The sequence below is a fragment of the Achromobacter denitrificans NBRC 15125 genome, from assembly GCF_001571365.1.
Taxonomy (GTDB): Bacteria; Pseudomonadota; Gammaproteobacteria; order Burkholderiales; family Burkholderiaceae_B; genus Achromobacter; species Achromobacter denitrificans.
On record NZ_BCTQ01000006.1, the window covers coordinates 23996 to 49937 of the forward strand.

Genomic DNA, 25942 nt, shown 5'->3' on the forward strand with positions numbered 1-25942 from the left:
CCACAGGAAGCAGACCATGACCGTGCCCAGCGTTAACTGGAATTACCCCACCGCCATCAAGGCCGGCCCCGGCCGCATCAAGGAGCTGCCCGCCTGGTGCCGCGAGCTCGGCATGGCGCGTCCGCTTCTCGTGACGGATCCGGGGCTCGCGGCCTTGCCGATGGTGAGCGGCGCGGTCGCGGCGTGCAGGCAGGCGGGGCTGGAATGCGGGCTGTTCCACGGCATCAAGGGAAATCCCACCGGCCGCAATGTCGATGATGGCGTGGCGGCCTACAGGCAGGGGCGCCATGACGGCGTGATTGCATTGGGAGGTGGGTCGGCGCTGGATGCCGCGAAGGCCATCGCGCTGATGGCGGGGCAGACGCGGCCCTTGTGGGACTTCGAGGACGTCGGCGACAACTACCTGCGAGTGGACGTGGCGGGCATGGCGCCGGTGGTGGCGGTGCCGACCACTGCCGGCACGGGATCGGAGGTCGGGCGCGCGTCGGTCATCACGGACGAGACGGCCGAGGTCAAACGCATCATCTTCCATGCGCGCATGCTGCCGGCGATCGTGATCCTGGATCCCGAACTGACGGTCGGGCTGCCGCCGAAGATCACCGCCGCGACCGGCATGGATGCGCTCTCGCATAATCTGGAGGCCTACTGTTCGCCGTTCTTCCACCCGATGGCCGCGGGCATCGCGCTCGAAGGCATGCGCCTCATCAAGGAATACCTGCCCCAGGCGGTGGCCGACGGAAGCGATTTGCAGGCGCGCCAGCAGATGCTGGTGGCCTCCAGCATGGGCGCCACGGCCTTCCAGCGCGGACTCGGCGCGATGCACGCGCTGGCGCATCCGCTGGGGGCGCTGTACGACGCGCACCACGGCACGCTCAACGCCATCCTCATGCCCTATGTGCTGAAGGCCAATCAGCAGGCGGTGGCGCCGCGGCTGGAGGCCCTGGCGCGCTATCTGGACCTGCCTTCCGAGGGCCCCGGCGCCGTGCTCGATTGGGTGCTGGCGCTGCGCGAGGGGTTGGGCATCCCCCATACCCTGGCGGATATCGGCATCGACGAGGCCCAGGCCGAGCGGGTCGGACGCATGGCGGCCGAAGATCCGTCGGCCGGCACCAACCCGGTCGACTACACGGCGCAGCAATACGCCGATCTTTTTCGTGCAGCGATTCGCGGAAAGTTGTAAGCTACGCCCCCTCTGCGCGAAATCGCGGGGTGGCTGATCAAGATTTTTGAATATTTCGCCCGAATCGTTTGACACGGGATCCGAATGTGTTCATAATCTCGAATTCTCTGGAGGGGTGCCCGAGTGGTTAAAGGGGGCAGACTGTAAATCTGTTGGCCTTGCGCCTACGTTGGTTCGAATCCAACCTCCTCCACCAGAGAACCCATACCCAAATCCAGGCGCAGTTGGCCTGGATTTGCAATGTTTAAGTCCAGAAAGTGCTGGGCTGCCTTTGCAAGGAAGGCGGCAAGGCTTTCTGGGCTTGGAGTTGAAAAGGTTTGGGAAAGAGAAGGTGAAAGGGTAGCCGCGGGTGTAGCTCAATGGTAGAGCAGAAGCCTTCCAAGCTTACGACGAGGGTTCGATTCCCTTCACCCGCTCCAAGCTTTATATGCCCATGTGGCTCAGTGGTAGAGCACTCCCTTGGTAAGGGAGAGGTCGCGCGTTCGATCCGCGCCATGGGCACCACTAATTTCCAAAGTTCTTTTCTTCAGTCAGAAGCGCAATCCAGGTCAGGAGTCAGCCATGGCAAAAGGCAAGTTTGAACGTACCAAGCCGCACGTGAACGTGGGTACGATTGGTCACGTTGACCACGGCAAAACGACGTTGACGGCGGCGATCACGACCGTTCTGTCGAACAAGTTTGGCGGCGAAGCCAAGGGCTACGACCAGATCGACGCGACTCCCGAAGAAAAGGCTCGCGGCATCACGATCAACACGGCTCACGTCGAGTACGAAACGGAATCGCGTCACTACGCGCACGTTGACTGCCCGGGCCACGCTGACTACGTGAAGAACATGATCACGGGCGCGGCGCAAATGGACGGCGCGATCCTGGTGGTGTCGGCCGCTGACGGCCCGATGCCGCAAACGCGCGAACACATCCTGCTGAGCCGCCAGGTTGGCGTGCCGTACATCATCGTCTTCCTGAACAAGGCCGACATGGTTGACGACGCCGAGCTGCTTGAGCTGGTGGAAATGGAAGTTCGCGAGCTGCTGAGCAAGTACGACTTCCCGGGCGACGACACCCCGATCGTGAAGGGTTCGGCCAAGCTGGCGCTGGAAGGCGACAAGGGCGAACTGGGCGAACAGGCCATCATGGCGCTGGCCGCTGCGCTGGACTCGTACATCCCGACGCCTGAGCGTGCCGTTGACGGCGCGTTCCTGATGCCGGTTGAAGACGTGTTCTCGATCTCGGGTCGCGGCACCGTGGTGACCGGCCGTATCGAACGCGGCATCATCAAGGTCGGCGAGGAAATCGAAATCGTCGGTCTGGTGCCGACGGTGAAGACGACCTGCACGGGCGTGGAAATGTTCCGCAAGCTGCTGGACCAAGGTCAAGCCGGCGACAACGTGGGCATCCTACTGCGCGGCACCAAGCGTGAAGACGTCCAGCGCGGCCAGGTTCTGGCCAAGCCGGGCTCGATCACCCCGCACACGGACTTCACGTCCGAGGTGTACATCCTGTCCAAGGAAGAAGGCGGCCGTCATACTCCGTTCTTCCAAGGCTATCGTCCCCAGTTCTACTTCCGCACGACGGACGTGACGGGCACGATCGAGCTGCCGGCCGACAAGGAAATGGTCCTGCCGGGCGACAACGTGGCCATGACGGTCAAGCTGCTGGCTCCGATCGCCATGGAAGAAGGCCTGCGTTTCGCCATCCGTGAAGGCGGTCGTACCGTCGGCGCCGGCGTCGTCGCCAAGATCCTGAAGTAAGCAATACCCGGATGGGTAGAGTGGGCTTTCGAGCCCCTCTATCCATCTGTGCTGTAAAAGTAGTATGATGTATGGTTCCGCAAGCTATTGCATGTAATGCGGAAGCTGCTGTAGTGCAAGTGTAGTGTTTTAGGGGCATAGCTCAATTGGCAGAGCGTCGGTCTCCAAAACCGAAGGTTGTAGGTTCGATTCCTACTGCCCCTGCCACCGCCAGGATAAACCCGCGGGAGATCATCGCGAGTTACGCATTCACGGCGGCTCGCGTCGCAATATGTCTAATACCAGCGTAGAAACCGTAACCAGTACCGCCGACCGGGTGAAGCTCGGGCTGGCGGTTCTTGTCGTTATTGCTGGCATCGTCGGGTTCTCCGTGCTCAGCGCGCAGCCGATGCCTGCCCGTATCGGCGTGTTCGTCGGCGGCCTCGTGATCGCAGCCGCGATTGCCTGGTTCAGCGAGCCCGGCCGCCGTACCCTGAGCTTCGCTAGCGAGTCCTACAACGAAGTCAAGCGTGTCTCGTGGCCCACGCGCAAGGAAACGACCCAGATGACGGGCATCGTTTTCGCGTTTGTGGCGGTCATGGGCATTTTCATGTGGGTGCTCGACAAGGGCATCGAATGGATTCTCTACGGCCTGTTGCTGGGCTGGAAATAAGGACGGCGAATGAGTAAGCGTTGGTATGTCGTCCATGTGTACTCCGGCATGGAAAAAAGCGTACACAAGGCCCTGAACGAGCGCATCGAGCGCGCGGGCCTGCAAACGTCTTTTGGCCGCATTCTTGTGCCCTCCGAGGAAGTCGTCGAGGTCAAGGGTGGCCAGAAGTCGATCACCGAACGCCGCATTTTCCCCGGTTACGTCCTGGTTGAAATGGACCTGACCGACGAAACGTGGCACCTGGTCAAGAACACCAACCGCGTCACCGGCTTTTTGGGTGGCTCGGGCAACCGTCCGACCCCGATTTCCGAGAAGGAAGTCGAGAAGATCCTCTCCCAGATGGAAGAGGGGGTCGAGAAACCCCGCCCCAAGATCCTGTTCGAAGTGGGCGAGATGGTTCGGGTCAAGGAAGGTCCGTTTGCAGACTTCAACGGCAACGTCGAAGAAGTCAATTACGAAAAGAGCAAGGTGCGCGTGTCTGTCACCATTTTTGGTCGCGCCACGCCCGTCGAACTCGATTTCAGTCAGGTCGAAAAGACCTAATTTCAAACCCCGGGGAGCTTCGGGCCTGAGTGGCGCGGAGCGATATAACCCGCAAGGAGCAAAGCATGGCGAAGAAGATCGTCGGCTTTATCAAGCTGCAAGTACCGGCTGGTAAGGCTAACCCCTCCCCCCCGATTGGCCCGGCCCTGGGTCAGCGTGGCCTGAACATCATGGAATTCTGCAAGGCGTTCAACGCCAAGACGCAGGGCATGGAGCCCGGTCTGCCGATTCCGGTGGTGATCACCGCCTTCGCGGACAAGAGCTTCACCTTCATCATGAAGACCCCGCCCGCGACGGTCCTCATCAAGAAGGCCGCCGGCGTGCAAAAGGGTTCGGCCAAGCCGCATACCGACAAGGTCGGCACGCTGACCCGCGCTCAAGCTGAAGAGATCGCCAAGGCCAAGGGCCCCGATCTGACCGCCGCTGATCTGGAAGCCGCCGTGCGCACGATCGCTGGCAGCGCCCGCAGCATGGGCATCACGGTTGAGGGGATCTAATCATGGCAAAACTGTCCAAGCGCGCTGCTGCCATTGCGCAGAAGATCGACCGCACGAAGCTGTACCCGGTCGCTGAAGCCCTGACCCTGGTCAAGGAAACCGCCGTCGCCAAGTTCGATGAGTCCATCGACGTGGCCGTGCAACTCGGCATCGACCCGAAGAAGTCGGACCAACTGGTCCGCGGTTCGGTCGTGCTGCCCGCCGGCACTGGCAAGTCGGTCCGCGTCGCCGTGTTCGCCCAAGGCGACAAGGCTGAAGCCGCCAAGGCCGCCGGCGCCGACATCGTCGGTCTGGACGACCTGGCCGACCAGATCAAGGCCGGTCAAATGGACTTCGACGTGGTCATCGCCTCGCCCGACACGATGCGTGTCGTGGGTGCCCTGGGCCAGATCCTGGGTCCCCGTGGCTTGATGCCGAACCCGAAGGTCGGCACCGTGACCCCCGACGTCGTCACCGCCGTCAAGAACGCCAAGGCCGGTCAGGTTCAGTACCGTACCGACAAGGCCGGCATCATCCACGCAACGATCGGCCGCGCGTCGTTCGGCGTGGAACAGCTGCAAACCAACCTGGCCGCTCTGGTCGACGCCCTGCAAAAGGCCCGTCCCGCAGCCGCCAAGGGCATTTACCTGCGCAAGCTGGCCGTTTCGTCCACGATGGGCGGCGGTGCGCGCGTGGAAATCGCCTCGCTGTCGGCTTAAGCCCGACAGTTGTAAACGTACTTTGGGCCGCATCCGGATTTCTCCGGATGCTGCTGTCAAAGACCGCTGGAGCAGGGCAGTACCGAGTCTCGCTTTTCCGCAAGGAAGGCAGTTCCCGCTGCCCCGCTTAATCCCGAAGCTCGCATAGTTCGGATCCAGCGTAGACGGCGTCCCCAGGAAGATTTCTTTATATGAAGAACTCGACCAGGCGCCGCATTCGGTTGACGCGCAAGGCAATCGCCCCAAGCGTCTTTTGATGGAGTGTTCAAACCGTGAGTCTCAATCGTCAAGAGAAAGCGGTGGTGATCGAGGAAGTCTCGGCTGAAGTTGCCAAGGCCCAATCGATCGTTATCGCCGAGTACCGTGGTCTGGACGTCGCCTCTGTCACCGTACTGCGCAAAACTGCGCGTGAATCGGGCGTGTATCTGCGTGTTCTGAAGAACTCGCTGGCCCGTCGTGCTGTTGCCGGCACGGCTTTCGAGCCGTTGGCCGAGCAACTGACCGGTCCGCTGATCTACGGTATCAGCGCTGATCCGGTTTCGGCGGCCAAGGTCCTCGCAGGTTTCGCGAAAAGCAACGACAAGCTGGTCATCAAGGCGGGCGCTCTGCCCAACAACCTGTTGAACCAAGACGGCGTGAAGGCCCTGGCCACCATGCCCTCGCGCGAAGAGTTGCTGTCGAAACTGCTGGGCACCATGCAAGCCCCCATCGCGCAATTCGTGCGTACGCTCAACGAAGTTCCGACCAAGTTCGCCCGTGGCCTCGCCGCCGTGCGCGACCAGAAGGCAGCGGCCTAATCGCCCTGCTGTCCGGAATTCGCTGAACGACCGAGCGACACCCAAACCCTGGCATTACCAAAATTTTTGGAGTTCTGAAAAATGGCACTTAACAAAGCTGAAATCCTTGACGCCATCGCTGGCATGACCGTGCTCGAGCTGTCCGAGCTGATCAAGGAAATGGAAGAGAAGTTCGGCGTGTCGGCTGCTGCCGCCGCTGTCGCTGTCGCTGCTCCCGCCGCTGGTGGCGCTGCCGCCGCCGCTGAAGAGCAAACCGAGTTCACCGTTGTCCTGGCTGAAGCCGGCGCCAACAAGGTTTCCGTCATCAAGGCCGTGCGCGAGCTGACCGGTCTGGGCCTGAAGGAAGCCAAGGACCTGGTCGACGGCGCTCCGAAGCCCGTCAAGGAAGGCGTTGCCAAGGCTGACGCCGAAGCCGCCAAGAAGAAGCTGGAAGAAGCTGGCGCCAAGGTCGAAGTCAAGTAAGACCTGCGTCAACTTGCCCGGGGACAGCGCAGTTTGCAGTCCCCGGGCTTTTGCGTTTCCAGGAAACCCCTGCTGGGGTCATGCCTTTTACAGAGGGGTTTCCTGGAGTCGTATCACCTGGGGCCGTGGTTGACGGCCCATGCAACCTCGAGTCGGAGTGCTCATGCCTTACTCGTACACCGAAAAAAAGCGCATCCGCAAAAGCTTCGCCAAGCGTGAAGACGTTCAAAACGTTCCCTTCCTGTTGGCGACACAGCTTCAATCCTACCTAACTTTCCTGCAGGCGGATACCGCCCCGTCCGATCGCGTAGCCGACGGTTTGCAGGCGGCGTTCTCGTCGATTTTCCCGATCGTTAGTCACAACGGTATGGCGCGCTTGGAGTTCGTGAGCTATGTGCTCGGCGAACCGGTGTTCGATGTCAAGGAATGTCAGCAACGTGGCCTGACCTATGCCTCGCCCCTGCGAGCCAAGGTCCGCCTGGTGCTGCTCGACCGCGAAGTCAGCAAGCCCACCGTGAAGGAAGTGAAGGAACAGGAAGTCTACATGGGCGAAATTCCGCTCATGACGGGCACGGGTTCCTTCGTCATCAACGGCACCGAGCGTGTCATCGTTTCGCAGCTGCACCGTTCGCCCGGCGTGTTCTTCGAGCACGACCGCGGCAAGACCCACAGCTCCGGCAAGCTCCTGTTCTCGGCCCGCGTGATTCCCTACCGCGGTTCGTGGCTGGACTTCGAATTCGACCCGAAGGACGTCCTGTTCTTCCGCGTCGACCGCCGCCGCAAGATGCCCGTCACGATCCTGTGCAAGGCCATCGGCATGACGCCGGAATCGATCCTGGCCAACTTCTTCGACTTCGACAACTTCGAACTGAAGAGCGAAGGCGCGATGATGGAATTCGTGGCTGAGCGCTGGAAGGGTGAAATGGCCCGTTTCGACATCTCCGACCGCTCCGGCAAGGTGATCGTCGAGAAGGACAAGCGCATCAACGCGAAGCACCTGCGCGACTTGGCTGCCGGCGGCATCCAGCGCATCTCCGTGCCGGAAGACTTCCTGTACGGCCGCGTGCTGGCCAAGAACATCGTTGATCCGGACACCGGCGAAGTCATCGCCAACGCCAACGACGAAATCACGGAAAGCGTGCTGGGCGCCCTGCGCGCCGCCAGCGTGCACGACATCCAGACGCTCTACACGAACGACCTGGATCGCGGCCCGTACATCTCGCAGACCCTGCGCACCGACGAAACCGCCGACCAGATGGCCGCGCGCGTTGCCATCTATCGCATGATGCGCCCTGGCGAGCCCCCCACCGAAGAAGCGGTGGAGGCCCTGTTCCAACGCCTGTTCTACAGCGAAGAAACGTACGATCTGTCGCGCGTCGGCCGCATGAAGGTCAACAGCCGTCTGGGCCGTGGTGAAGACACCTCGGGTCCGATGACGCTGACCAACGAAGACATCCTTGAAACCATCAAGGTGCTGGTCGAGCTGCGTAACGGCCGTGGCCAGATCGACGACATCGATCACCTGGGCAACCGCCGCGTGCGTTGCGTCGGCGAACTGGCCGAAAACCAGTTCCGCGCCGGCCTCGTGCGTGTGGAGCGCGCCGTCAAGGAACGTCTGGGCCAGGCCGAGACGGAAAACCTAATGCCGCACGACCTGATCAACTCCAAGCCGATCTCGGCCGCCATCAAGGAGTTCTTCGGTTCGAGCCAGCTGTCGCAGTTCATGGACCAGACCAACCCGCTGTCGGAAATCACGCACAAGCGTCGTGTTTCCGCTCTGGGCCCGGGCGGTCTGACCCGCGAGCGCGCCGGCTTCGAAGTCCGCGACGTGCACCCGACCCACTACGGCCGCGTCTGCCCGATCGAAACGCCGGAAGGCCCGAATATCGGCCTGATCAACTCCATGGCGCTGTACGCTCGTCTGAACGAGTACGGCTTCCTGGAAACGCCGTACCGCAAGATCATCGACGGCCGCGTCAGCGAGCAGATCGATTACCTGTCGGCCATCGAAGAAAGCCACTACGTCATTGCACAGGCCAACGCCGCGCTCGACGAAGAAGGCCGCTTCGTGGACGACCTGGTCGCTTGCCGTGAAGCTGGCGAAACCATGCTGACCGCCCCGGCCAACGTGCACTACATGGACGTGGCCCCGTCGCAGATCGTGTCGGTCGCTGCCTCGCTGATTCCGTTCCTGGAGCACGACGACGCGAACCGCGCGCTGATGGGCGCCAACATGCAACGTCAGGCCGTGCCTTGCCTGCGTCCGGAAAAGCCGGTCGTGGGCACCGGTATCGAGCGCACCGTGGCCGTTGACTCGGGCACCACCGTGCAGGCGCTGCGTGGCGGCCTGGTCGACCACGTCGACGCCGAGCGTGTCGTGATCCGCGTGAACGATGAAGAAAACGTCGCTGGCGAAGTCGGCGTCGACATCTACAACCTGATCAAGTACACGCGTTCCAACCAGAACACGAACATCAACCAGCGTCCCATCGTCAAGCGCGGCGACCGTGTCGCCAAGGGTGACGTGCTGGCCGACGGCGCATCGACGGACCTGGGCGAACTCGCCCTGGGCCAGAACATGCTGATCGCGTTCATGCCCTGGAACGGCTACAACTTCGAAGACTCGATCCTGATCTCCGAGAAGGTCGTGGCCGATGACCGCTACACCTCGGTGCACATCGAGGAACTGACGGTCGTCGCGCGCGACACGAAGCTTGGACCGGAAGAAATCACGCGCGACATCAGCAACCTGGCCGAGACGCAACTGAACCGTCTGGACGACTCCGGCATCACCTACATCGGCGCCGAAGTCAGCGCCGACGACGTGCTGGTCGGCAAGGTCACGCCGAAGGGCGAAACCCAGCTGACGCCGGAAGAAAAGCTGCTGCGCGCCATCTTCGGCGAAAAGGCGTCCGACGTTAAGGACACCTCGCTGCGCGTGCCCTCGGGCATGACCGGCACCGTGATCGACGTGCAGGTGTTCACCCGCGAAGGCATCGTGCGCGACAAGCGCGCCCAGTCCATCATCGACGATGAACTGCGCCGCTATCGCCAGGACCTGAACGACCAGCTGCGCATCGTTGAAAACGACCAGTTCGACCGTATCGAAAAGATGCTGGTGAACAAGACCGTCAACGGCGGCCCGCGCAAGCTGGCCAAGGGCGCGACGATCACCAAGGCCTACCTGGCCGATCTGGACCGCTGGCAGTGGTTCGACATCCGTCTGGCCGACGAGCCGCACGCTGTCGTGCTGGAACAAGCCAAGGAATCGCTGGAGCAGAAGCGTCACCAGTTCGATCTGGCCTTCGAAGAGAAGCGCAAGAAGCTGACGCAAGGCGACGAGCTGCCCCCGGGCGTGCTGAAGATGATCAAGGTCTACCTGGCCGTGAAGCGTCGTCTGCAGCCTGGCGACAAGATGGCAGGCCGTCACGGCAACAAGGGCGTGGTCTCGCGCATCACCCCGGTGGAAGACATGCCCCACATGGCTGACGGCACGCCGGCCGACATCGTTCTGAACCCGCTGGGCGTGCCCTCGCGGATGAACGTGGGTCAGGTGCTGGAAGTTCACCTGGGCTGGGCCGCCAAGGGCGTGGGTCACCGCATCGCCGACATGCTGCGCGACGAGCGCACCGCGCAGGTCAAGAACGTCCGCGCCTACCTGGACAAGGTCTACAACACGACCGGCTCCGGCGCGCGCATCGACGAGCTGACCGACGACGAAGTCATGGAAATGGCCCAGAACCTCAAGAACGGCGTGCCGTTCGCGACGCCCGTCTTCGACGGCGCGACCGAAGAGGAAATCACCACGATGCTGGAACTGGCCTATCCGGACGAAGTCGCCAAGCGCATGGCGCTGACGCCTTCGCGCACGCAGGCGTGGCTGTTCGACGGCCGCACCGGCGAGCAGTTCGAGCGTCCCGTGACCGTCGGCTACATGCACTACCTGAAGCTGCACCACTTGGTCGACGACAAGATGCACGCGCGTTCGACCGGCCCGTACTCCTTGGTTACCCAGCAGCCGCTGGGCGGCAAGGCGCAGTTCGGCGGCCAGCGTTTCGGGGAAATGGAAGTGTGGGCGCTGGAAGCCTACGGCGCCGCCTACACCCTGCAGGAAATGCTGACGGTGAAGTCCGACGACATCACCGGCCGTACCAAGGTATACGAAAACATCGTCAAGGGCGATCACGTCATCGATGCCGGCATGCCGGAATCGTTCAACGTGCTGGTCAAGGAAATCCGCTCGTTGGCCCTGGACATGGATTTGGAGCGTAACTAATGAAAGCGCTACTCGACCTCTTTAAGCAAGTCTCGCAAGACGAGCAGTTCGATGCCATCAAGATCGGCATCGCCTCGCCCGAGAAGATCCGTTCGTGGTCTTACGGCGAAGTTCGCAAGCCCGAGACCATCAACTACCGCACGTTCAAGCCCGAGCGCGACGGCCTGTTCTGCTCCAAGATCTTCGGCCCCATCAAGGACTACGAGTGCTTGTGCGGCAAGTACAAGCGCCTGAAGCACCGCGGCGTGATCTGCGAGAAGTGCGGCGTCGAAGTGACCGTCGCCAAGGTTCGCCGTGAACGCATGGGCCACATCGAGCTGGCCAGCCCCGTCGCGCACATCTGGTTCCTGAAGAGCCTGCCGTCGCGTCTGGGCATGGTGCTCGACATGACCCTGCGCGACATCGAACGCGTTCTGTACTTCGAAGCCTGGTGCGTGATCGAACCCGGCATGACGCCGCTCAAGCGCGGCCAGATCATGTCGGATGACGATTTCCTCGCCAAGACCGAAGAGTACGGCGACGACTTCCGTGCCCTGATGGGCGCGGAAGCCGTGCGCGAACTGCTGCGCACCATCGACATCGACCGCGAAGTGGAAACGCTGCGCGGCGAACTGAAGGCCACCAGCTCGGAAGCCAAGATCAAGAAGATCTCCAAGCGCCTGAAGGTGCTGGAAGGCTTCCAGAAGTCCGGCATCAAGGCCGAGTGGATGGTCATGGAAGTGCTGCCCGTGCTGCCGCCGGACCTGCGTCCGCTGGTGCCGCTGGACGGCGGCCGCTTCGCGACCTCCGACCTGAACGACCTGTACCGCCGCGTCATCAACCGCAACAACCGCTTGAAGCGCCTGCTGGAGCTGAAGGCTCCGGAAATCATCCTGCGTAACGAAAAGCGGATGCTGCAGGAAGCCGTCGACTCGCTGCTGGACAACGGTCGCCGCGGCAAGGCCATGACGGGCGCCAACAAGCGCCAGCTCAAGTCCCTGGCCGACATGATCAAGGGCAAGAGCGGTCGTTTCCGTCAGAACCTGCTGGGCAAGCGCGTCGACTACTCGGGCCGTTCGGTCATCGTGGTGGGTCCGCAGCTGAAGCTGCACCAGTGCGGCCTGCCCAAACTGATGGCCCTGGAACTGTTCAAGCCGTTCATCTTCAATCGTCTGGAGATGATGGGCCTGGCCACGACCATCAAGGCCGCCAAGAAACTGGTGGAAAGCCAGGAACCGGTGGTCTGGGACATCCTGGAAGAAGTCATCCGCGAACACCCGGTCATGCTGAACCGTGCGCCCACGCTGCACCGTTTGGGCATCCAGGCGTTCGAGCCCGTCCTGATCGAAGGCAAGGCCATCCAGCTGCACCCGCTGGTTTGCGCGGCGTTCAACGCCGACTTCGACGGTGACCAGATGGCCGTTCACGTGCCGCTGTCGCTGGAAGCCCAGCTGGAAGCCCGCACCCTGATGCTGGCCTCCAACAACGTGCTGTTCCCGGCCAACGGCGAACCGTCGATCGTGCCGTCGCAGGATATCGTGCTGGGTCTGTACTACACGACCCGCGAACGTATCAATGGCAAGGGCGAAGGCATCTTCTTCATGGACGTCGCTGAAGTCCAGCGCGCCTATGACAACGGCGAAGTCGAGCTGCAAAGCCGCATCACCGTGCGCCTGAAGGAACACGAGCGCGACGAAAACGGCGACTGGCAGCCGGTGATCCGCCGTCACGAGACGACGGTCGGCCGCGCGCTGCTGTCCGAGATCCTGCCCAAGGGCCTGCCCTTCACGGTGCTGAACAAGGCGCTGAAGAAGAAGGAAATCTCGCGCCTGATCAACCAGTCGTTCCGCCGCTGCGGCCTGCGCGACACGGTGATCTTCGCCGACAAGCTGATGCAGTCGGGCTTCCGCCTGGCCACGCGCGGCGGTATCTCGATCGCCATGGGCGACATGCTGATCCCGACCGCCAAGGAAGGCATCCTGGCCGAAGCTAGCCGCGAAGTGAAGGAAATCGACAAGCAGTACTCGTCGGGTCTGGTCACGTCCCAGGAACGCTACAACAACGTGGTGGACATCTGGGGCAAGGCCGGCGACAAGGTCGGCAAGGCGATGATGGAACAGCTGGCCACCGAGCCCGTGACCAACCGTCACGGCGAAGAAGTGCGCCAGGAATCGTTCAACTCGATCTACATGATGGCCGACTCGGGCGCCCGCGGTTCGGCCGCCCAGATCCGCCAGCTGGCCGGTATGCGCGGCCTGATGGCCAAGCCGGACGGCTCCATTATCGAAACGCCGATTACCGCGAACTTCCGTGAAGGCCTGAACGTACTCCAGTACTTCATCTCGACTCACGGCGCGCGTAAGGGTCTGGCCGATACGGCACTGAAGACCGCCAACTCGGGTTACCTGACCCGTCGTCTGGTCGACGTGACGCAGGACCTGGTGATCACCGAGGACGATTGCGGCACTTCGCAGGGCTACAACATGAAAGCCCTGGTCGAAGGCGGCGAAGTCATCGAGCCGTTGCGCGACCGCATCCTGGGCCGCGTGGCTGCCGTGGACATCGTCAACCCGGACACGCAGGAAACGGCCATCGTCGCCGGCACCCTGCTGGACGAAGACATGGTCGACACCATCGACCGCATCGGCGTGGACGAAGTCAAGGTCCGCACGCCGCTGACTTGCGAAACGCGCCATGGCCTGTGCGCGCACTGCTACGGCCGTGACCTCGGCCGCGGCTCGCCGGTCAACCAGGGCGAAGCGGTTGGCGTCATCGCCGCCCAGTCCATCGGTGAACCGGGCACGCAGCTCACGATGCGTACGTTCCACATCGGTGGCGCGGCGTCGCGTTCGGCCCTGGCCAGCGCGGTGGAAACCAAGTCCAGCGGTACCGTCGGCTTTGCGAGCACGATGCGCTACGTCACGAACGCCAAGGGCGAACGCGTGGCCATCTCGCGTTCCGGCGAACTGGCGATCTTCGACGACAACGGCCGCGAACGCGAACGCCACAAGATCCCGTACGGCGCGACCGTGCTGGTGGGCGACGGCGAAGCCGTGAAGGCTGGCGCGCGTCTGGCGACGTGGGATCCGCTGACCCGTCCGATCGTGTCGGAATACGGCGGCGCCGTCCGCTTCGAGAACATCGAAGAAGGCGTGACCGTTGCCAAGCAGGTGGACGAAGTCACCGGCCTGTCGACGCTCGTCGTCATCACGCCGAAGACCCGTGGCGGCAAGATCGTCATGCGTCCGCAGATCAAGCTGGTCAACGAGAACGGCGAAGACGTCAAGATCGCCGGCACCGATCACTCGGTGAACATCTCGTTCCCGGTGGGCGCGCTGATCACGGTGCGCGACGGCCAGCAGGTTGCCGTGGGTGAAGTTCTGGCGCGTATTCCGCAAGAATCGCAAAAGACCCGCGACATTACCGGCGGTCTGCCGCGCGTGGCCGAGCTGTTCGAAGCCCGTTCGCCGAAGGATGCCGGTATGCTCGCCGACGTCACTGGCACGGTGTCGTTCGGCAAGGACACCAAGGGCAAGCAGCGCCTGGTCATCACCGACCTGGAAGGCGTGAGCCACGAGTTCCTGATTCCGAAGGAAAAGCAGGTTCTGGTGCACGACGGCCAAGTGGTGAACAAGGGCGAAATGATCGTGGACGGCCCGGCCGATCCCCACGACATCCTGCGCCTGCAAGGCATCGAGAAGCTGGCGACCTACATCGTCGACGAAGTGCAGGACGTGTACCGTCTGCAGGGCGTGAAGATCAACGACAAGCACATTGAAGTGATCGTCCGCCAGATGCTGCGCCGCGTGAACATCGTCGACGCCGGCGATACCGAGTTCATCCCGGGCGAGCAGGTCGAGCGCTCCGAGCTGTTGAACGAGAACGACCGCGTCACGGCTGAAGACCGCCGTCCGGCCAGCTACGACAACGTGCTGCTGGGTATCACTAAGGCCTCGCTGTCGACCGACTCGTTCATCTCGGCCGCTTCGTTCCAGGAAACCACTCGGGTCCTGACCGAAGCCGCCATCATGGGCAAGCGCGACGACCTGCGCGGCTTGAAGGAAAACGTCATCGTCGGCCGCCTGATCCCGGCGGGTACCGGCCTGGCTTACCACCATGCCCGCAAGGACAAGGAAGCCCTGGAGGCGGCGGAACGCGAAGCCGCCCGCCAGCAGGCCAACCCGTTCGAGGACTCGCCGGTCACGGTGGGTTCGGACGCGGAAACGCCTGCCGCCGATCTGGGCACCGAAGACGCCGCCGAATAAGCGGAATTCACCGAAGAATCCCCGCGCCGCGCGGCGCGGGATTCCCGGAAGCAAAAAGGCCGCTGATGCGAATCAGCGGCCTTTTTTTATCCGTGGGCCCGGCGCGACGGGCGTCTGCCGGGCGGCCGACGGCGGTATTACTGCGGGGCGTTCGCCCGCGCGCGCTGGAAGACGGGGCCCCAAACGGGGTGCCCAGCCTCGTTGGGCGCCAGCGCGAAGCTCGGATCCAGGGCCAGGATGCGGGAGAAACTGTCCTCGCAAAGCTGCGGATACCGGCTGACGCAATAGCTGAACGCTTGCAGCTTATAGGCTTCGATGCGCACGGCCTTGGTGGACGTGGCGAGGGCGTCGGACGTGGCCACGCCACGGATCACTTCCCCATAGCGGCCCGCGCTGTACTTGTCGCGCACTTGTTGCAATTGATCCAGCGCTTCCGCGGTGGGCGGCCCCTCCGGCGGCAGGGAGGTGACGCCGGCGCAACCCGTCAGGAGGGCGGATAAGCCAAGCAGACTACTCAGAACGCGAATTTTCATGGGCTTCCAAAGGGGGAGGGTGATGTGACTATCCGCTATCGTGCCACAGCCTGATGCGCTCGGACATTTTCGGCAATGTCCTTGCGTAGCGGATTGGATAATATTCGGCCTATTCACATTTCAATCCGTATTCGCGCCGTGGCGCAACTCTCGATCATGTCTCCTTCCGCCGGCCTGTTGACGCCGCGTGGCCCTTTTTCCGGCGCTGCGCCGCTAGCGCTGCGCCCGTTGAGCGCCATCGCCGCCAGTGTGGCGGGAGGGGTGCCCGAATCGCGCATCAAGCGCCTGCTGTCCGATCTGCTGCCGTCCCTGATATCCCTGCATGCGCAGGGTGAGATCTGCGGTGACATCTCCCTGGAAACCGTGGGGATGGACGAAAGCGCGCGGGCCCACTTGGTGCCGGAGCTGATCGTGGCGCGCTCGCGCCGCGTCAGCCGCTCTCCCACGCCGGGTTTCGCGCCGTTCGAGCTCTATACCGACTCGATGGAATGGCCGCGGGGCCCCTGGACGGACATCTACGCGCTGTGCGCGGTCATGCATGCGCTGGTTACCGGACGCCGGCCGCCGCCCGCGCCGGAACGCCGCGCGTCCGACACCTACGAACCGCTCGCTTCCCTGGGCTTGCCGAAATACAGCCAGGATTTCCTGTCCGTGATCGACGCCGGCCTGTCCATGGAGCCGGCCGACCGGCCGCAAACCCTGGCCGAACTGGCGGAGATGCTGGGCGTTGCCGCGCAGGTGGAAACCGCGCCCGCCCAGCCCGATTCTCCCGAAGCCGCCGCGGCCCAGGCCGTCCCGCCGGCGGCGGCCGCCACGGCGCGCCGCCCGGCGCGCGCCGGCCGCGCCCTGCTGTGGCTGCTCTTCTTCGTGGTTTTGGTCGGCGGCGGTATCTACGCCTGGCTGGTGTCGGGGCTGGGCGCCCAGAATGCGCTGATCACCCGTTCCGAGGTCGTGCAGCCGAATCCGCCTGTCGTCCACCCCTTGCCGCAAGCCGCGCCGCAGCCCGCTCCGTCGCAGCCCCCGCCCGAAGCGCCCGGCGAGGCGGCCCCCGCGCAGCATACCGAGCCGGCCGTGCCGCCCGCCGAAGCGCCGACCGTGGAGCAGGCGCCGGCGGCGTCGGCGTTTCCCGAGACGCCCGCCGCCACGGCCGACGAGGCCGCCAAGCCCAAGCCCGTGCCGGTGCTGGTGCGGCTGGACATCCGTCCGTGGGGCGAGGTATGGATCAACGGCGTGGCGCGGGGCATCAGTCCGCCCGTCAAGGAACTCAGGCTGATTCCGGGCAAATACCAGGTGGTCTTGCGCAACGCCGACCTGCCGCCCTACCGCACGACGCTGGAGGTCAAGGCCGGCCGGCCCGGCGTCATTTCGCACACCTTCCAGTAGCGGCCGGCGGGGTGCGGCCGGCGAGGCCCGGTGCTACGCCGCCGGCCTGGGACCAGCAGGCGGTTCCTCGGGGGCGATCGGCAGGCGCAGCGTGAAGACCGAGCCCGCGCCCAGTTCGCTGCTCACGTCCACGGAGCCGCCGTGGCGTTCGGCCACGGTGCGCACGAACGCCAATCCCAGGCCGGCGCCGCCGACGTCGCCGCGTGTTTCGATTCCCACGCGTGAAAACGGCTCGAACAAGCGGGACAGGTCTTCGGCCGCGATGCCCAGCCCCTGGTCGCGTATGCCGACCCGCCAGAAGCCGGGTTCTTCGTCGATGCCGCATTCGATGCGGGTCTGCGCGGGGCTGTACTTGATCGCGTTGTCGATCAGGTTGCATAGCGCGCGCATGAGCAGGGTCTGGTCGCCGCGGATATAGGCGACGGGCAGCGGGAGCCGCAGGTCCAGCGCGATGTCGCGCTTTTGCGCCGAGGCCCAGAATTCGTCCACGGCATCCTGCAGCAGACTGCCCAGGTCCAGCTCCACCTCGCTGATGGTCATGGATTCGGCCCGCGTGAGGTGGACGAAGTCATCGACCAGGTGCAGCGTGCGCCTGGCCAGCGTGGCGATGCGGCTGAGGGTCTCGCTTTGCGCGTCTTGCGATCCGCTTTCCTGCTTCATTTCCACCAGCGCCAGGATGGAGCTCTGGGGCGCGCGCATGTCGTGCGAAATGAAGCGCAGCGTCTCTTCGCGCTGGCGCTCCGCCTGGCGGATGCGCGAGATGTCCGTCAGCGTGGCGACGGTGCCGGCAAAGTTGCCTTCGGCCGTGTGGATGGGGGCGCATTTCAGGATGAGGTCGCGCCCGGCGCGATCGCGCAGTTCGAGGTCCGCGCTCCACGGCGACGTCTCGGCGATCGATCCCTGGCCGCTGAGCGCCTCGGCCACGCGTTGCCGCGTGGCGGGATCGGAGATGGTTTTCTCCAGCAGATGGATGGCGGGGCGGCCGACCCGGGGAGGGCGCATGCCCAGGCGCTGGAAGTACATGACGGCGGCCTGATTGCGGAATCGCATGCGGCCGTCCTGGTCGAAGACGAGCGTGGCGTCGGCCATGCCGTCCAGGCCGTCGGCCAGGAAGCGCCGCAGGTTGCGCACGCGCGCGAGCGCTCGGCGCAGCTCGCCGACGCGGCTTTCCAGCGATGCGCTGGGCCCGGCGGCCTGGGCGCGCGCCTCGTTCAGGACCGGCGGATATTCGCGCTGCAGGCGCCGCAGCTCGTTGTCCATATAGCGCAGGGCGGCCTCCTGGCTGCGCCAGCTCCAGAGCGGATAGCACAGCGCCACGCCCAGAAGCGCCGCGGTCGGGGCGAACCAGAAATTGCCATAGGCCAGCAGCAGCAGCGCGGCCAGCAGGATGCCGGCCAGCAGCGCGACGCAGACCAGCAGGGCCCGCTTGGGCGAAAGCCGCCACAGCGCGAGGCAAGCGAGCATCACGGGCAGGGCCGAGAACAGCCCGTTCCACCACCCCGGCGGCTGCTGGAAGGCGATATCGTCGCGTGCCGCCTGCAGGAGGTTAGCGATGATTTCCACGCCGGCCATGCCGCTGACATCGTGGGAAACAGGCGTGGGATACGCGTCGCCCAGGCCGGTGGCCCAGGCGCCGACCAGCACGTACTTGCCCTGGAGCTCCGTGGCGGACAGGTCTCCGCGCAAGACCGACAGATAGGGCACGGTGCGCACGTGCGCGATGGGGCCGGCATAAGGGATCAGGATGCTGCCGTCCGGCCCCGCGCGCCTCAGGAGCCGTTGCGCCTTGTCGGCCTCGCCACCGACTTCCAGCATCGAGATGGCCAGGTGGTTCCAGCGCTTGCCGGCCACCTGAGCGGTCAGCACCGCCTCGCGCACCGCGCCGTCCGGGTCGAGCCGGGCGTTGATGAATCCTTCGGAGGCCGCTGCCTGCGCCAGGACGGGAATGGCGGCGCTGACGGCGGATGGATGGTTGAGGCGGTCCAGCACGACGGGCAGCACGGTGTGCCCGTTGCGGCGGATGCTGTCGGCGAGCAGGCGGTCGTCGTGGGGGTTGACCGTGTCCGCTTCGCCGAAGATCAGGTCCAGTCCGACCGCGCGCGCGCCGCGCAGCCGGTCCAGCAGCGCGGCGTGGACCGCGCGCCGCCACGGCCAGCGCCCCAGGGCGTCGATGCTGGCGTCGTCGATCGCCACGATCAGGATGTCGGGATCGGCGGCGCGGCCGGTCGCCGAGACGGCGCGGTCATACAGAATCTGGTCGACTCGACCCAGGCCGTTGAGCGAGCCCAGGAGGGCGGCCAGCACCGCCAGCGCCACCGTCAGCCACAGCCCTGAGCGTGAGGTCCGGTCCGGGGGATCGGCGGCGGCCATGACGTTCTTTCCCGTGCGCCGGCAGGCCTTAGTAGTCGGTGAGCGTGATGAAACCGCCCGTGCCGCTTGCGACGCCCAGGCCGAAGGAGGTCATGAGCTGGTTGGCGCCCTCGAAGGTGGCGATCGCGTCGGCGCCGCCCAGGCCCAGATCGTCGACGGCCCGCACGGAGACGTAGTAGGTGCCCGGCCCTGGCGCCGAAAAACGGATGTCGTTGTTGGGGAAGCTCGCCGACGACACGGGCAATGCGCCATCGGCGTCGCGCGATACGCGCACCAGGTACGCCTGCGCGCCCGCCACCGGGGATACCTCGGTGGTCCAGGCGCCGCCGCCCGCGCGCACGGGCTCGCCCAGCTGCGGCGCGGCGAGCAGGGGGCGCATGCCCGAGACCACGCCGTCCGCGCCGATCGCCGCGCCGTAGCCCTTGGCCACCGCGACGGGCTTGTCGGGTCGGGCGCCCGGCGCATGGGGCTGCAGGCGGACGCTGCCGTCCAGCACTTCGCTGTGCACGCCGTGCTCGCTGCTTTGCACCCGGAACCGCGTGCCGCGTACTCCCGTCACCGCGACGGGGGGGCGGACTTCGAAGCGGCCCACGCCTTCGCCAGCAGGGGCCACCGAGGATTCGACGCCGCCGCGCTGCACGTTGACGACCGAATCCGTAAGCGCCGTGCCTTCGAACTGGCGCAGCCGCGTCAGCTCGACCGCTCCGCCGGCCGGCAGGGTCAGCTTGGAGCCGTCGGCCAGTTCCAGCGTGACGAAGCCATTGGCGGCCGTGGCGACGGTGCTGCCTTCGGCGACGGTATCGCCGGCCCGCAGCGATTTGCCGTCGAGGCTGGCCTGGCCGCTCACGTGCAGCACGCGCGCGTTGGCGGCGCGTACCGGGATCATGGACAGCGGAATGTGCAATTCCAGCCCCACCGGGAGACGTTCCGGCGTGACGATCTGGTTCAGGGTCTGGAGGCGGTTCCAGTTGGCCTGGTTGCGGGTGTAGCGCGTGGCCAGGTCGATCAGGGTGTCGCCCTGCCGGATGCGATAGATGAAATCGTCGCCCAGCGCGCCCGCGGGCTGGCTGCGCGCCGGCCCCGCGAGCATCAGGCAGGACATCAGGACAAACAAAGAAAGCGCGCGGCAGCGGCTCATGTCGATCGATTCTCCGGGAATGCGCGAGAGCGCGCTTACTGCGGATTGGATGGGACGTCTTCGGCCGGGCTGGTCAGCTCAAGCCGGTAGCCCAGGGCATAGGAGGAGGACAGGCGCACCCCGTGCTCGGGGCGCAGCTGGAGCTTTTGCCGGATATTCGACAAATGCGTGTCCAGGGTGCGGGAGGTGGCGGGGATTTCCCGGTTCCAGACGCATTCGGCCAGCACGTCGCGCGACATGAGGCGGCCGACGTTGCGGAAGAACAGCAGCGCCAGATCGAATTCCTTGGGGGCCAGCGTGATCGGGTTGGCGTCGAGGGCGATCGCGCGCGCCGCGGGCTCGATGCGGTAGCGGGCCACGTCGAAGGCGTCGTTGGCGGGCTCGGCGATCTGGCTGCGGCGCAGCAACGCCGCCACGCGGGCCAGCAATTCCTGGGGGCGCAGGGGTTTGACGATGTAGTCGTCGGCGCCGGCGCGCAGGCCTTCCACGAGATCGTCCTCGCTGGAACGATTGGTCAGGAAAATGACCGGGATGCGGGGGCCCATATTGGTGCGCAGCCAGCGCACGACGTCGTCGCCGTCGATATCGGGCAGGTGCCAGTCCAGCAATACCAGGTCGAAGTGCTCGGTGCGCAGCGCGGCCAGGAGATCCCGGCTTTGCTGGTAGCTGGTGCAGGTGTATCCCGCGGTGGTCAAAACTTGCTGGATGCGGCGGGCTTGGTCCAGGTCATCTTCCAGCGACGCGATTTTCATCAGACGTGTTCTCGCGAAGGTTTGCTACGCAAGCGCGCGCTACGGCGCCCTACTGCAAGAGGGGTAAGGGGATTCGGGTAAACGAATGATAACTCGGGGAGGGTCCCCGCTGGCTACGTTATGGCAAGAACTGTCAAACATTGCAAAGTTGACGAATCTTGACTGGAGTTGTTGCGTAACAACGCGCCACACTGTCTCAATCGTCCCATCGCCGGCTGCATCGACGTGAGCGGGTCGAATTGCTTGACGGAACAACTATGAATCAATTGCGCATACTTATGATGTCACCGGACGAGACGGCCCGCGCGGCCGCCGTGTCCGCCCTGCTGCAGGCCGGTATTTCCGCGCGCGGCTGTTCGACGTCTCTCGAATTGTTCGGATTGCTCAATGGCGGCGCGTACGATGTGGTGGTCCTCGATGTGGGAACCCTGGGAGAAATCGGCTATGCCCTGGTGGCGCGCCTGCACGGCTCGTCCTCGCTGGGTATCGTGGTGATGGGGAACAATATGTCGGTGGACACGCGGCTGCGCTGCCTGCAGAGCGGCGCCGACGCGTGCCTGCCCGAACCGCAGGATCCCCGCGAACTGGCCTGTATCCTGCTGTCCCTGGCGCGCCGCCTGCCGGCCACCCAGGACGCGATCGACGCCGAAACGGCCGCGAACGGCCAATGGGAGCTGCGCGACCAGGGCTGGACGCTGGCCGCGCCCACCGGCACGACGATCTCCCTGTCGGCGAACGAGCGGCTGATCGTGCGTTCGCTGCTCGAAGTGGCCGGCCGGGCTGTCGGCCGCAGCGAACTGGGCGAGGAATTGCAGGTCGAGGGCGGCAACGCGCGCGCCAGCGGATCCCGCAGCATCGACGTGATCGTCAGCCGGTTGCGGCGCAAGGCCGAACTGGCCGGCCTCATCCTGCCGATCCGCACCGTCTACGGCAGCGGCTACCTGTTCGCCGACCAATAAGGCGGTAGGGAAAGCCGGGCTGGGCGGGGTAAACTGCGCCCCTGGCCGCCGGCTTGCGCGGCCCTGCCGCGGCCCCGCGAATTCCCGCAACCGGGATCCGGAAATCCGCTTTATGCGGCCCCCAATTTCCATGACTGGCGCCTATCCGGCCGTCTTCTGCCGGCAACGCGCGGCGCGGCTCGGGCTTACAATTTTCTTTGACAGTGCGCCAGAATCTCAGTTATGCTAAAGGGCTAACTGCTTTATCTCGCGTGCAAAATCTGGTCGCGGTAGGGTTCGGAAGTTCAGGGTCAGGAAACGAGGTGCGTCACGAGCCTTTCGTTTCATGGCACATCAAGCGGGGTTCTGCCCCGCGGCATCTACCCCACGGCATCCAGTTTTGTGCGTTTTGTCACAGTTTGTTGGCAAACCCGCTCTTTTACGTATACGAACGTTTGAGGCGGTTTTGCGCGAACTGCCTTCTCCGAAGCTCACCGCCTGAGGAGATTAGTACGCAAGTACTTACCAGTGGTACGTAAAAGGGATTTCAAAGGTCATGCCTACCATTAGCCAACTCGTGCGCAAGCCGCGCGAAGTCAGCATCATCAAAAGCAAGAGCCCCGCGCTCGAAAACTGCCCGCAACGCCGCGGCGTGTGCACTCGCGTGTACACCACCACCCCCAAGAAGCCGAACTCCGCTCTGCGTAAGGTTGCCAAAGTGCGTCTGACCAACGGTTACGAAGTCATTTCGTACATCGGCGGTGAAGGCCACAACCTGCAAGAGCACTCGGTGGTTCTGGTGCGCGGCGGTCGTGTGAAGGACTTGCCCGGTGTGCGTTATCACATCGTGCGCGGTTCCCTCGACCTGCAAGGCGTCAAGGATCGTAAGCAAGCCCGCTCGAAGTACGGCGCCAAGCGCCCGAAGAAGGCCTGATAACGAATCAGTAGTACCCCGAAATGGCGGAAGTCCGTCATCCGGGAAGTGCAACCGCGCCATCCACGATGCAGGAAGGTGCGCGGCACGTAAGGGGTCGTCCCAGTGGGCGGCCATGGCCGTGTAATGAAACACGGTTCAACTGAACAGACACAAGGAAGCAACAATGCCCCGTCGTCGCGAAGTACCCAAGCGCGAGATTCTGCCCGATCCCAAGTTCGGCAGCGTCGAGCTCGCCAAGTTCATGAACGTCGTCATGCTGGACGGCAAGAAGGCCGTCGCCGAGCGCATCGTCTACGGTGCCCTTGAGCAAGTGCAAACCAAGACCGGCAAGGAGCCGATCGAAGTTTTCAGCCTGGCGATCAACAACATCAAGCCGATCGTCGAAGTGAAGAGTCGCCGCGTTGGCGGTGCCAACTACCAAGTGCCGGTTGAAGTGCGCCCCGTGCGCCGCCTGGCCCTGGCTATGCGTTGGCTCCGTGAAGCCGCTAAGAAGCGTGGCGAGAAGTCGATGGATCTGCGTCTTGCTGGCGAACTGATCGACGCCTCCGAAGGTCGTGGCGCCGCGATGAAGAAGCGCGAAGACACGCACAAGATGGCAGAGGCCAACAAGGCCTTCAGCCATTTCCGCTGGTAATTTAAGGACTAACCCACCATGGCCCGCAAAACCCCGATCGAGCGCTATCGCAACATTGGTATCTCTGCGCACATCGATGCAGGGAAAACCACCACGACCGAACGCATCCTGTTCTACACCGGCGTCAATCACAAGATTGGCGAAGTGCATGATGGCGCAGCCACCATGGACTGGATGGAACAAGAGCAAGAGCGTGGCATCACCATTACGTCGGCAGCTACGACGGCGTTTTGGCGTGGCATGGCTAAGAACTATCCCGAACACCGCATCAACATCATCGACACCCCGGGACACGTGGACTTCACCATCGAGGTGGAGCGTTCCATGCGCGTCCTGGACGGTGCTTGCATGGTCTACTGCGCGGTGGGCGGCGTTCAGCCTCAGTCCGAAACCGTGTGGCGCCAAGCCAACAAGTACGGCGTGCCGCGTCTGGCCTTCGTGAACAAGATGGACCGTACCGGTGCCAACTTCTTCAAGGTCTACGAGCAGCTGAAGATGCGCCTGCGCGCCAATCCCGTGCCCGTGGTGATCCCCATCGGCGCCGAAGACACCTTCAAGGGCGTCATCGACCTCGTCAAGATGAAAGCGATCATCTGGGACGAAGCCAGCCAGGGCATCAAGTTCGACTACGAAGACATTCCGGCCGAACTGCAGAGCACCGCCGAAGAATGGCGTGAAAAGCTGGTCGAGGCGGCTGCCGAGTCGTCCGAGGAACTGATGAACAAGTACCTCGAGACCGGTTCGCTGGACGAAGCCGAGATCAACCTGGCCATCCGCCAGCGCACGATCGCCGGTGAAATCCAGCCGATGCTGTGCGGCACCGCCTTCAAGAACAAGGGCGTGCAGCGCATGCTCGACGCCGTCATCGACTACCTGCCGTCGCCCGTGGACATCCCCCCGGTCGAAGGCACCGATGACGCCGGCAACGAAGTCAAGCGCTCGGCCGACGACAGCGAGAAGTTCTCGGCGCTGGCGTTCAAGCTGATGACGGACCCGTTCGTCGGTCAGCTGACCTTCGTTCGCGTGTACTCGGGCGTCCTGAAGTCGGGCGACACCGTTTACAACCCGATCAAGGGCAAGAAGGAACGTATCGGCCGCATCCTGCAGATGCACGCGAACAACCGCGAGGAAATCAAGGAAGTTCTGGCAGGCGACATCGCCGCCGTCGTGGGCCTGAAGGACGTGACCACCGGCGAAACGCTGTGCGATGTCGATTCGCACGTGACGCTGGAGCGCATGGAGTTCCCCGAGCCCGTGATTTCGCAGGCCGTCGAACCCAAGTCCAAGGCCGACCAGGAAAAGATGGGCCTGGCGCTGTCGCGCCTGGCGCAGGAAGACCCGTCGTTCCGCGTGCGTAGCGACGAAGAATCCGGCCAGACCATCATTTCCGGCATGGGCGAGCTGCACCTGGAAATTCTGGTCGACCGCATGAAGCGCGAATTCGGCGTGGAAGCCAACGTGGGCAAGCCCCAAGTGGCCTACCGCGAAACGATCCGCAAGACCTGCGAAGAAGTCGAAGGCAAGTTCGTCAAGCAGTCGGGCGGTCGTGGTCAGTACGGTCACGTGGTCCTGAAGGTCGAACCGCTGCCCCCGGGCGGTGGCTACGAGTTCGTGGACGCCATCAAGGGCGGCGTGGTGCCGCGCGAGTTCATCCCCGCGGTGGACAAGGGCATCACCGAAACGCTGCCGTCGGGCATCCTGGCCGGCTACCCGGTCGTGGACGTCAAGGTCACGCTGTTCTTCGGTTCGTACCACGACGTCGACTCGAACGAAAACGCGTTCAAGATGGCCGGCTCGATGGCATTCAAGGAAGGCATGCGCAAGGCTAGCCCCGTGCTGCTGGAACCGATGATGGCCGTTGAAGTCGAAACGCCTGAAGACTACGCCGGTACCGTGATGGGCGATCTGTCCTCGCGTCGCGGCATGGTTCAGGGCATGGACGACATGGTTGGCGGCGGCAAGACCATCAAGGCCGAAGTTCCGCTGGCCGAGATGTTCGGTTACGCCACGAACCTGCGTTCGCTGACGCAAGGTCGTGCCACGTACACGATGGAATTCAAGCATTACTCCGAGGCCCCCAAGAACGTCGCTGACGAAGTCATCGCCGCTCGGGCCAAGTAAATAACCCTTGCCGGGCCCGCCCCTCGGGCGGTCCC

The 25942-nt window shown here is 64.0% G+C and carries 19 protein-coding genes and 4 tRNA genes; 19 read left to right on the forward strand and 4 right to left on the reverse strand.

The window, feature by feature from the left end; all coding sequences use genetic code 11:
* Positions 1-16 precede the first annotated feature (16 nt).
* The 14 genes from ADE01S_RS06850 (at position 17) to rpoC (ending at position 15101) form a co-directional block, all read left to right on the forward strand.
* Positions 17-1180, forward strand: coding sequence for an iron-containing alcohol dehydrogenase (locus ADE01S_RS06850; protein ID WP_062680838.1), 1164 nt, complete (start codon positions 17-19; stop codon positions 1178-1180).
* 109 nt (positions 1181-1289) lie between these two features.
* Positions 1290-1376 (forward strand) — tRNA-Tyr (locus ADE01S_RS06855).
* Between the two features lie 149 nt (positions 1377-1525).
* Positions 1526-1599 (forward strand) — tRNA-Gly (locus ADE01S_RS06860).
* Between the two features lie 10 nt (positions 1600-1609).
* Positions 1610-1684, forward strand: a tRNA-Thr gene (locus ADE01S_RS06865).
* A 57-nt stretch (positions 1685-1741) separates the two neighbouring features.
* Positions 1742-2932, forward strand: a complete 1191-nt coding sequence (gene tuf / locus ADE01S_RS06870; protein ID WP_062680839.1) for an elongation factor Tu — start codon at positions 1742-1744, stop codon at positions 2930-2932.
* A 131-nt stretch (positions 2933-3063) separates the two neighbouring features.
* Positions 3064-3139, forward strand: a tRNA-Trp gene (locus tag ADE01S_RS06875).
* 64 nt (positions 3140-3203) lie between these two features.
* Positions 3204-3584, forward strand: a complete 381-nt coding sequence (secE, locus tag ADE01S_RS06880; protein ID WP_062680841.1) for a preprotein translocase subunit SecE — start codon at positions 3204-3206, stop codon at positions 3582-3584.
* 9 nt (positions 3585-3593) lie between these two features.
* Positions 3594-4127, forward strand: coding sequence for a transcription termination/antitermination protein NusG (gene nusG, locus ADE01S_RS06885; protein WP_006389586.1), 534 nt, complete (start codon positions 3594-3596; stop codon positions 4125-4127).
* 65 nt (positions 4128-4192) lie between these two features.
* The gene (rplK, locus tag ADE01S_RS06890) at positions 4193-4624 is read left to right on the forward strand and encodes a 50S ribosomal protein L11 (protein WP_043542688.1); all 432 of its coding nucleotides are present in this window, start codon (positions 4193-4195) and stop codon (positions 4622-4624) included.
* A gap of 2 nt (positions 4625-4626) precedes the next feature.
* Positions 4627-5322, forward strand: coding sequence for a 50S ribosomal protein L1 (gene rplA, locus ADE01S_RS06895; protein WP_062680843.1), 696 nt, complete (start codon positions 4627-4629; stop codon positions 5320-5322).
* A gap of 272 nt (positions 5323-5594) precedes the next feature.
* A complete protein-coding gene (gene rplJ, locus ADE01S_RS06900; RefSeq protein ID WP_062680845.1) occupies positions 5595-6119 on the forward strand; it encodes a 50S ribosomal protein L10 in 525 nt (174 codons plus the stop codon).
* 81 nt (positions 6120-6200) lie between these two features.
* Positions 6201-6581 (forward strand): 50S ribosomal protein L7/L12, encoded by a 381-nt coding sequence (rplL, locus tag ADE01S_RS06905; protein WP_006389590.1) that lies wholly within the window; start codon positions 6201-6203, stop codon positions 6579-6581.
* A 163-nt stretch (positions 6582-6744) separates the two neighbouring features.
* The gene (rpoB, locus tag ADE01S_RS06910) at positions 6745-10857 is read left to right on the forward strand and encodes a DNA-directed RNA polymerase subunit beta (RefSeq protein ID WP_062680847.1); all 4113 of its coding nucleotides are present in this window, start codon (positions 6745-6747) and stop codon (positions 10855-10857) included.
* Positions 10857-15101 carry a DNA-directed RNA polymerase subunit beta' gene (rpoC, locus tag ADE01S_RS06915; RefSeq protein WP_062680850.1) on the forward strand — a complete coding sequence of 1415 codons (4245 nt, stop codon included), beginning with the start codon at positions 10857-10859 and terminating at the stop codon, positions 15099-15101. The genes rpoB and rpoC overlap by 1 nt, the downstream gene beginning before the upstream one ends.
* A gap of 137 nt (positions 15102-15238) precedes the next feature.
* On the opposite strand, the gene ADE01S_RS06920 is transcribed toward rpoC, so the two are convergent.
* Complete coding sequence (locus ADE01S_RS06920) at positions 15239-15634, reverse strand: TssQ family T6SS-associated lipoprotein (protein WP_062680852.1); 396 nt, start codon at positions 15632-15634, stop codon at positions 15239-15241.
* Positions 15635-15790: 156 nt separating this feature from the next.
* Between ADE01S_RS06920 and ADE01S_RS06925 the strand changes: the two genes are divergently transcribed.
* The gene (locus ADE01S_RS06925) at positions 15791-17017 is read left to right on the forward strand and encodes a serine/threonine-protein kinase (RefSeq protein ID WP_062680854.1); all 1227 of its coding nucleotides are present in this window, start codon (positions 15791-15793) and stop codon (positions 17015-17017) included.
* Between the two features lie 33 nt (positions 17018-17050).
* Here the strand turns inward: ADE01S_RS06925 and ADE01S_RS06930 are convergent, their stop codons facing one another.
* From ADE01S_RS06930 to ADE01S_RS06940, 3 genes are read right to left on the reverse strand one after another with little or no spacing between them, the layout of a single operon-like run.
* Positions 17051-19387 (reverse strand): CHASE2 domain-containing protein, encoded by a 2337-nt coding sequence (locus ADE01S_RS06930; RefSeq protein WP_062680856.1) that lies wholly within the window; start codon positions 19385-19387, stop codon positions 17051-17053.
* Positions 19388-19415: 28 nt separating this feature from the next.
* The gene (locus tag ADE01S_RS06935; RefSeq protein WP_062680858.1) at positions 19416-20525 is read right to left on the reverse strand and encodes a FecR family protein; all 1110 of its coding nucleotides are present in this window, start codon (positions 20523-20525) and stop codon (positions 19416-19418) included.
* Between the two features lie 35 nt (positions 20526-20560).
* Complete coding sequence (locus ADE01S_RS06940) at positions 20561-21277, reverse strand: response regulator transcription factor (RefSeq protein WP_062680860.1); 717 nt, start codon at positions 21275-21277, stop codon at positions 20561-20563.
* Positions 21278-21555: 278 nt separating this feature from the next.
* On the opposite strand from ADE01S_RS06940, the gene ADE01S_RS06945 reads away from it, so the two are divergent.
* From ADE01S_RS06945 to fusA, 4 genes are all read left to right on the forward strand, one after another.
* Complete coding sequence (locus ADE01S_RS06945; RefSeq protein ID WP_370511521.1) at positions 21556-22236, forward strand: response regulator transcription factor; 681 nt, start codon at positions 21556-21558, stop codon at positions 22234-22236.
* A gap of 535 nt (positions 22237-22771) precedes the next feature.
* On the forward strand, positions 22772-23149 hold the full coding sequence (gene rpsL / locus ADE01S_RS06950) for a 30S ribosomal protein S12 (protein WP_005017264.1): 378 nt from the start codon (positions 22772-22774) through the stop codon (positions 23147-23149).
* Positions 23150-23315: 166 nt separating this feature from the next.
* Complete coding sequence (gene rpsG, locus ADE01S_RS06955) at positions 23316-23786, forward strand: 30S ribosomal protein S7 (RefSeq protein ID WP_006216561.1); 471 nt, start codon at positions 23316-23318, stop codon at positions 23784-23786.
* Between the two features lie 18 nt (positions 23787-23804).
* Complete coding sequence (fusA, locus tag ADE01S_RS06960) at positions 23805-25907, forward strand: elongation factor G (protein ID WP_062680863.1); 2103 nt, start codon at positions 23805-23807, stop codon at positions 25905-25907.
* Positions 25908-25942 lie beyond the last annotated feature (35 nt).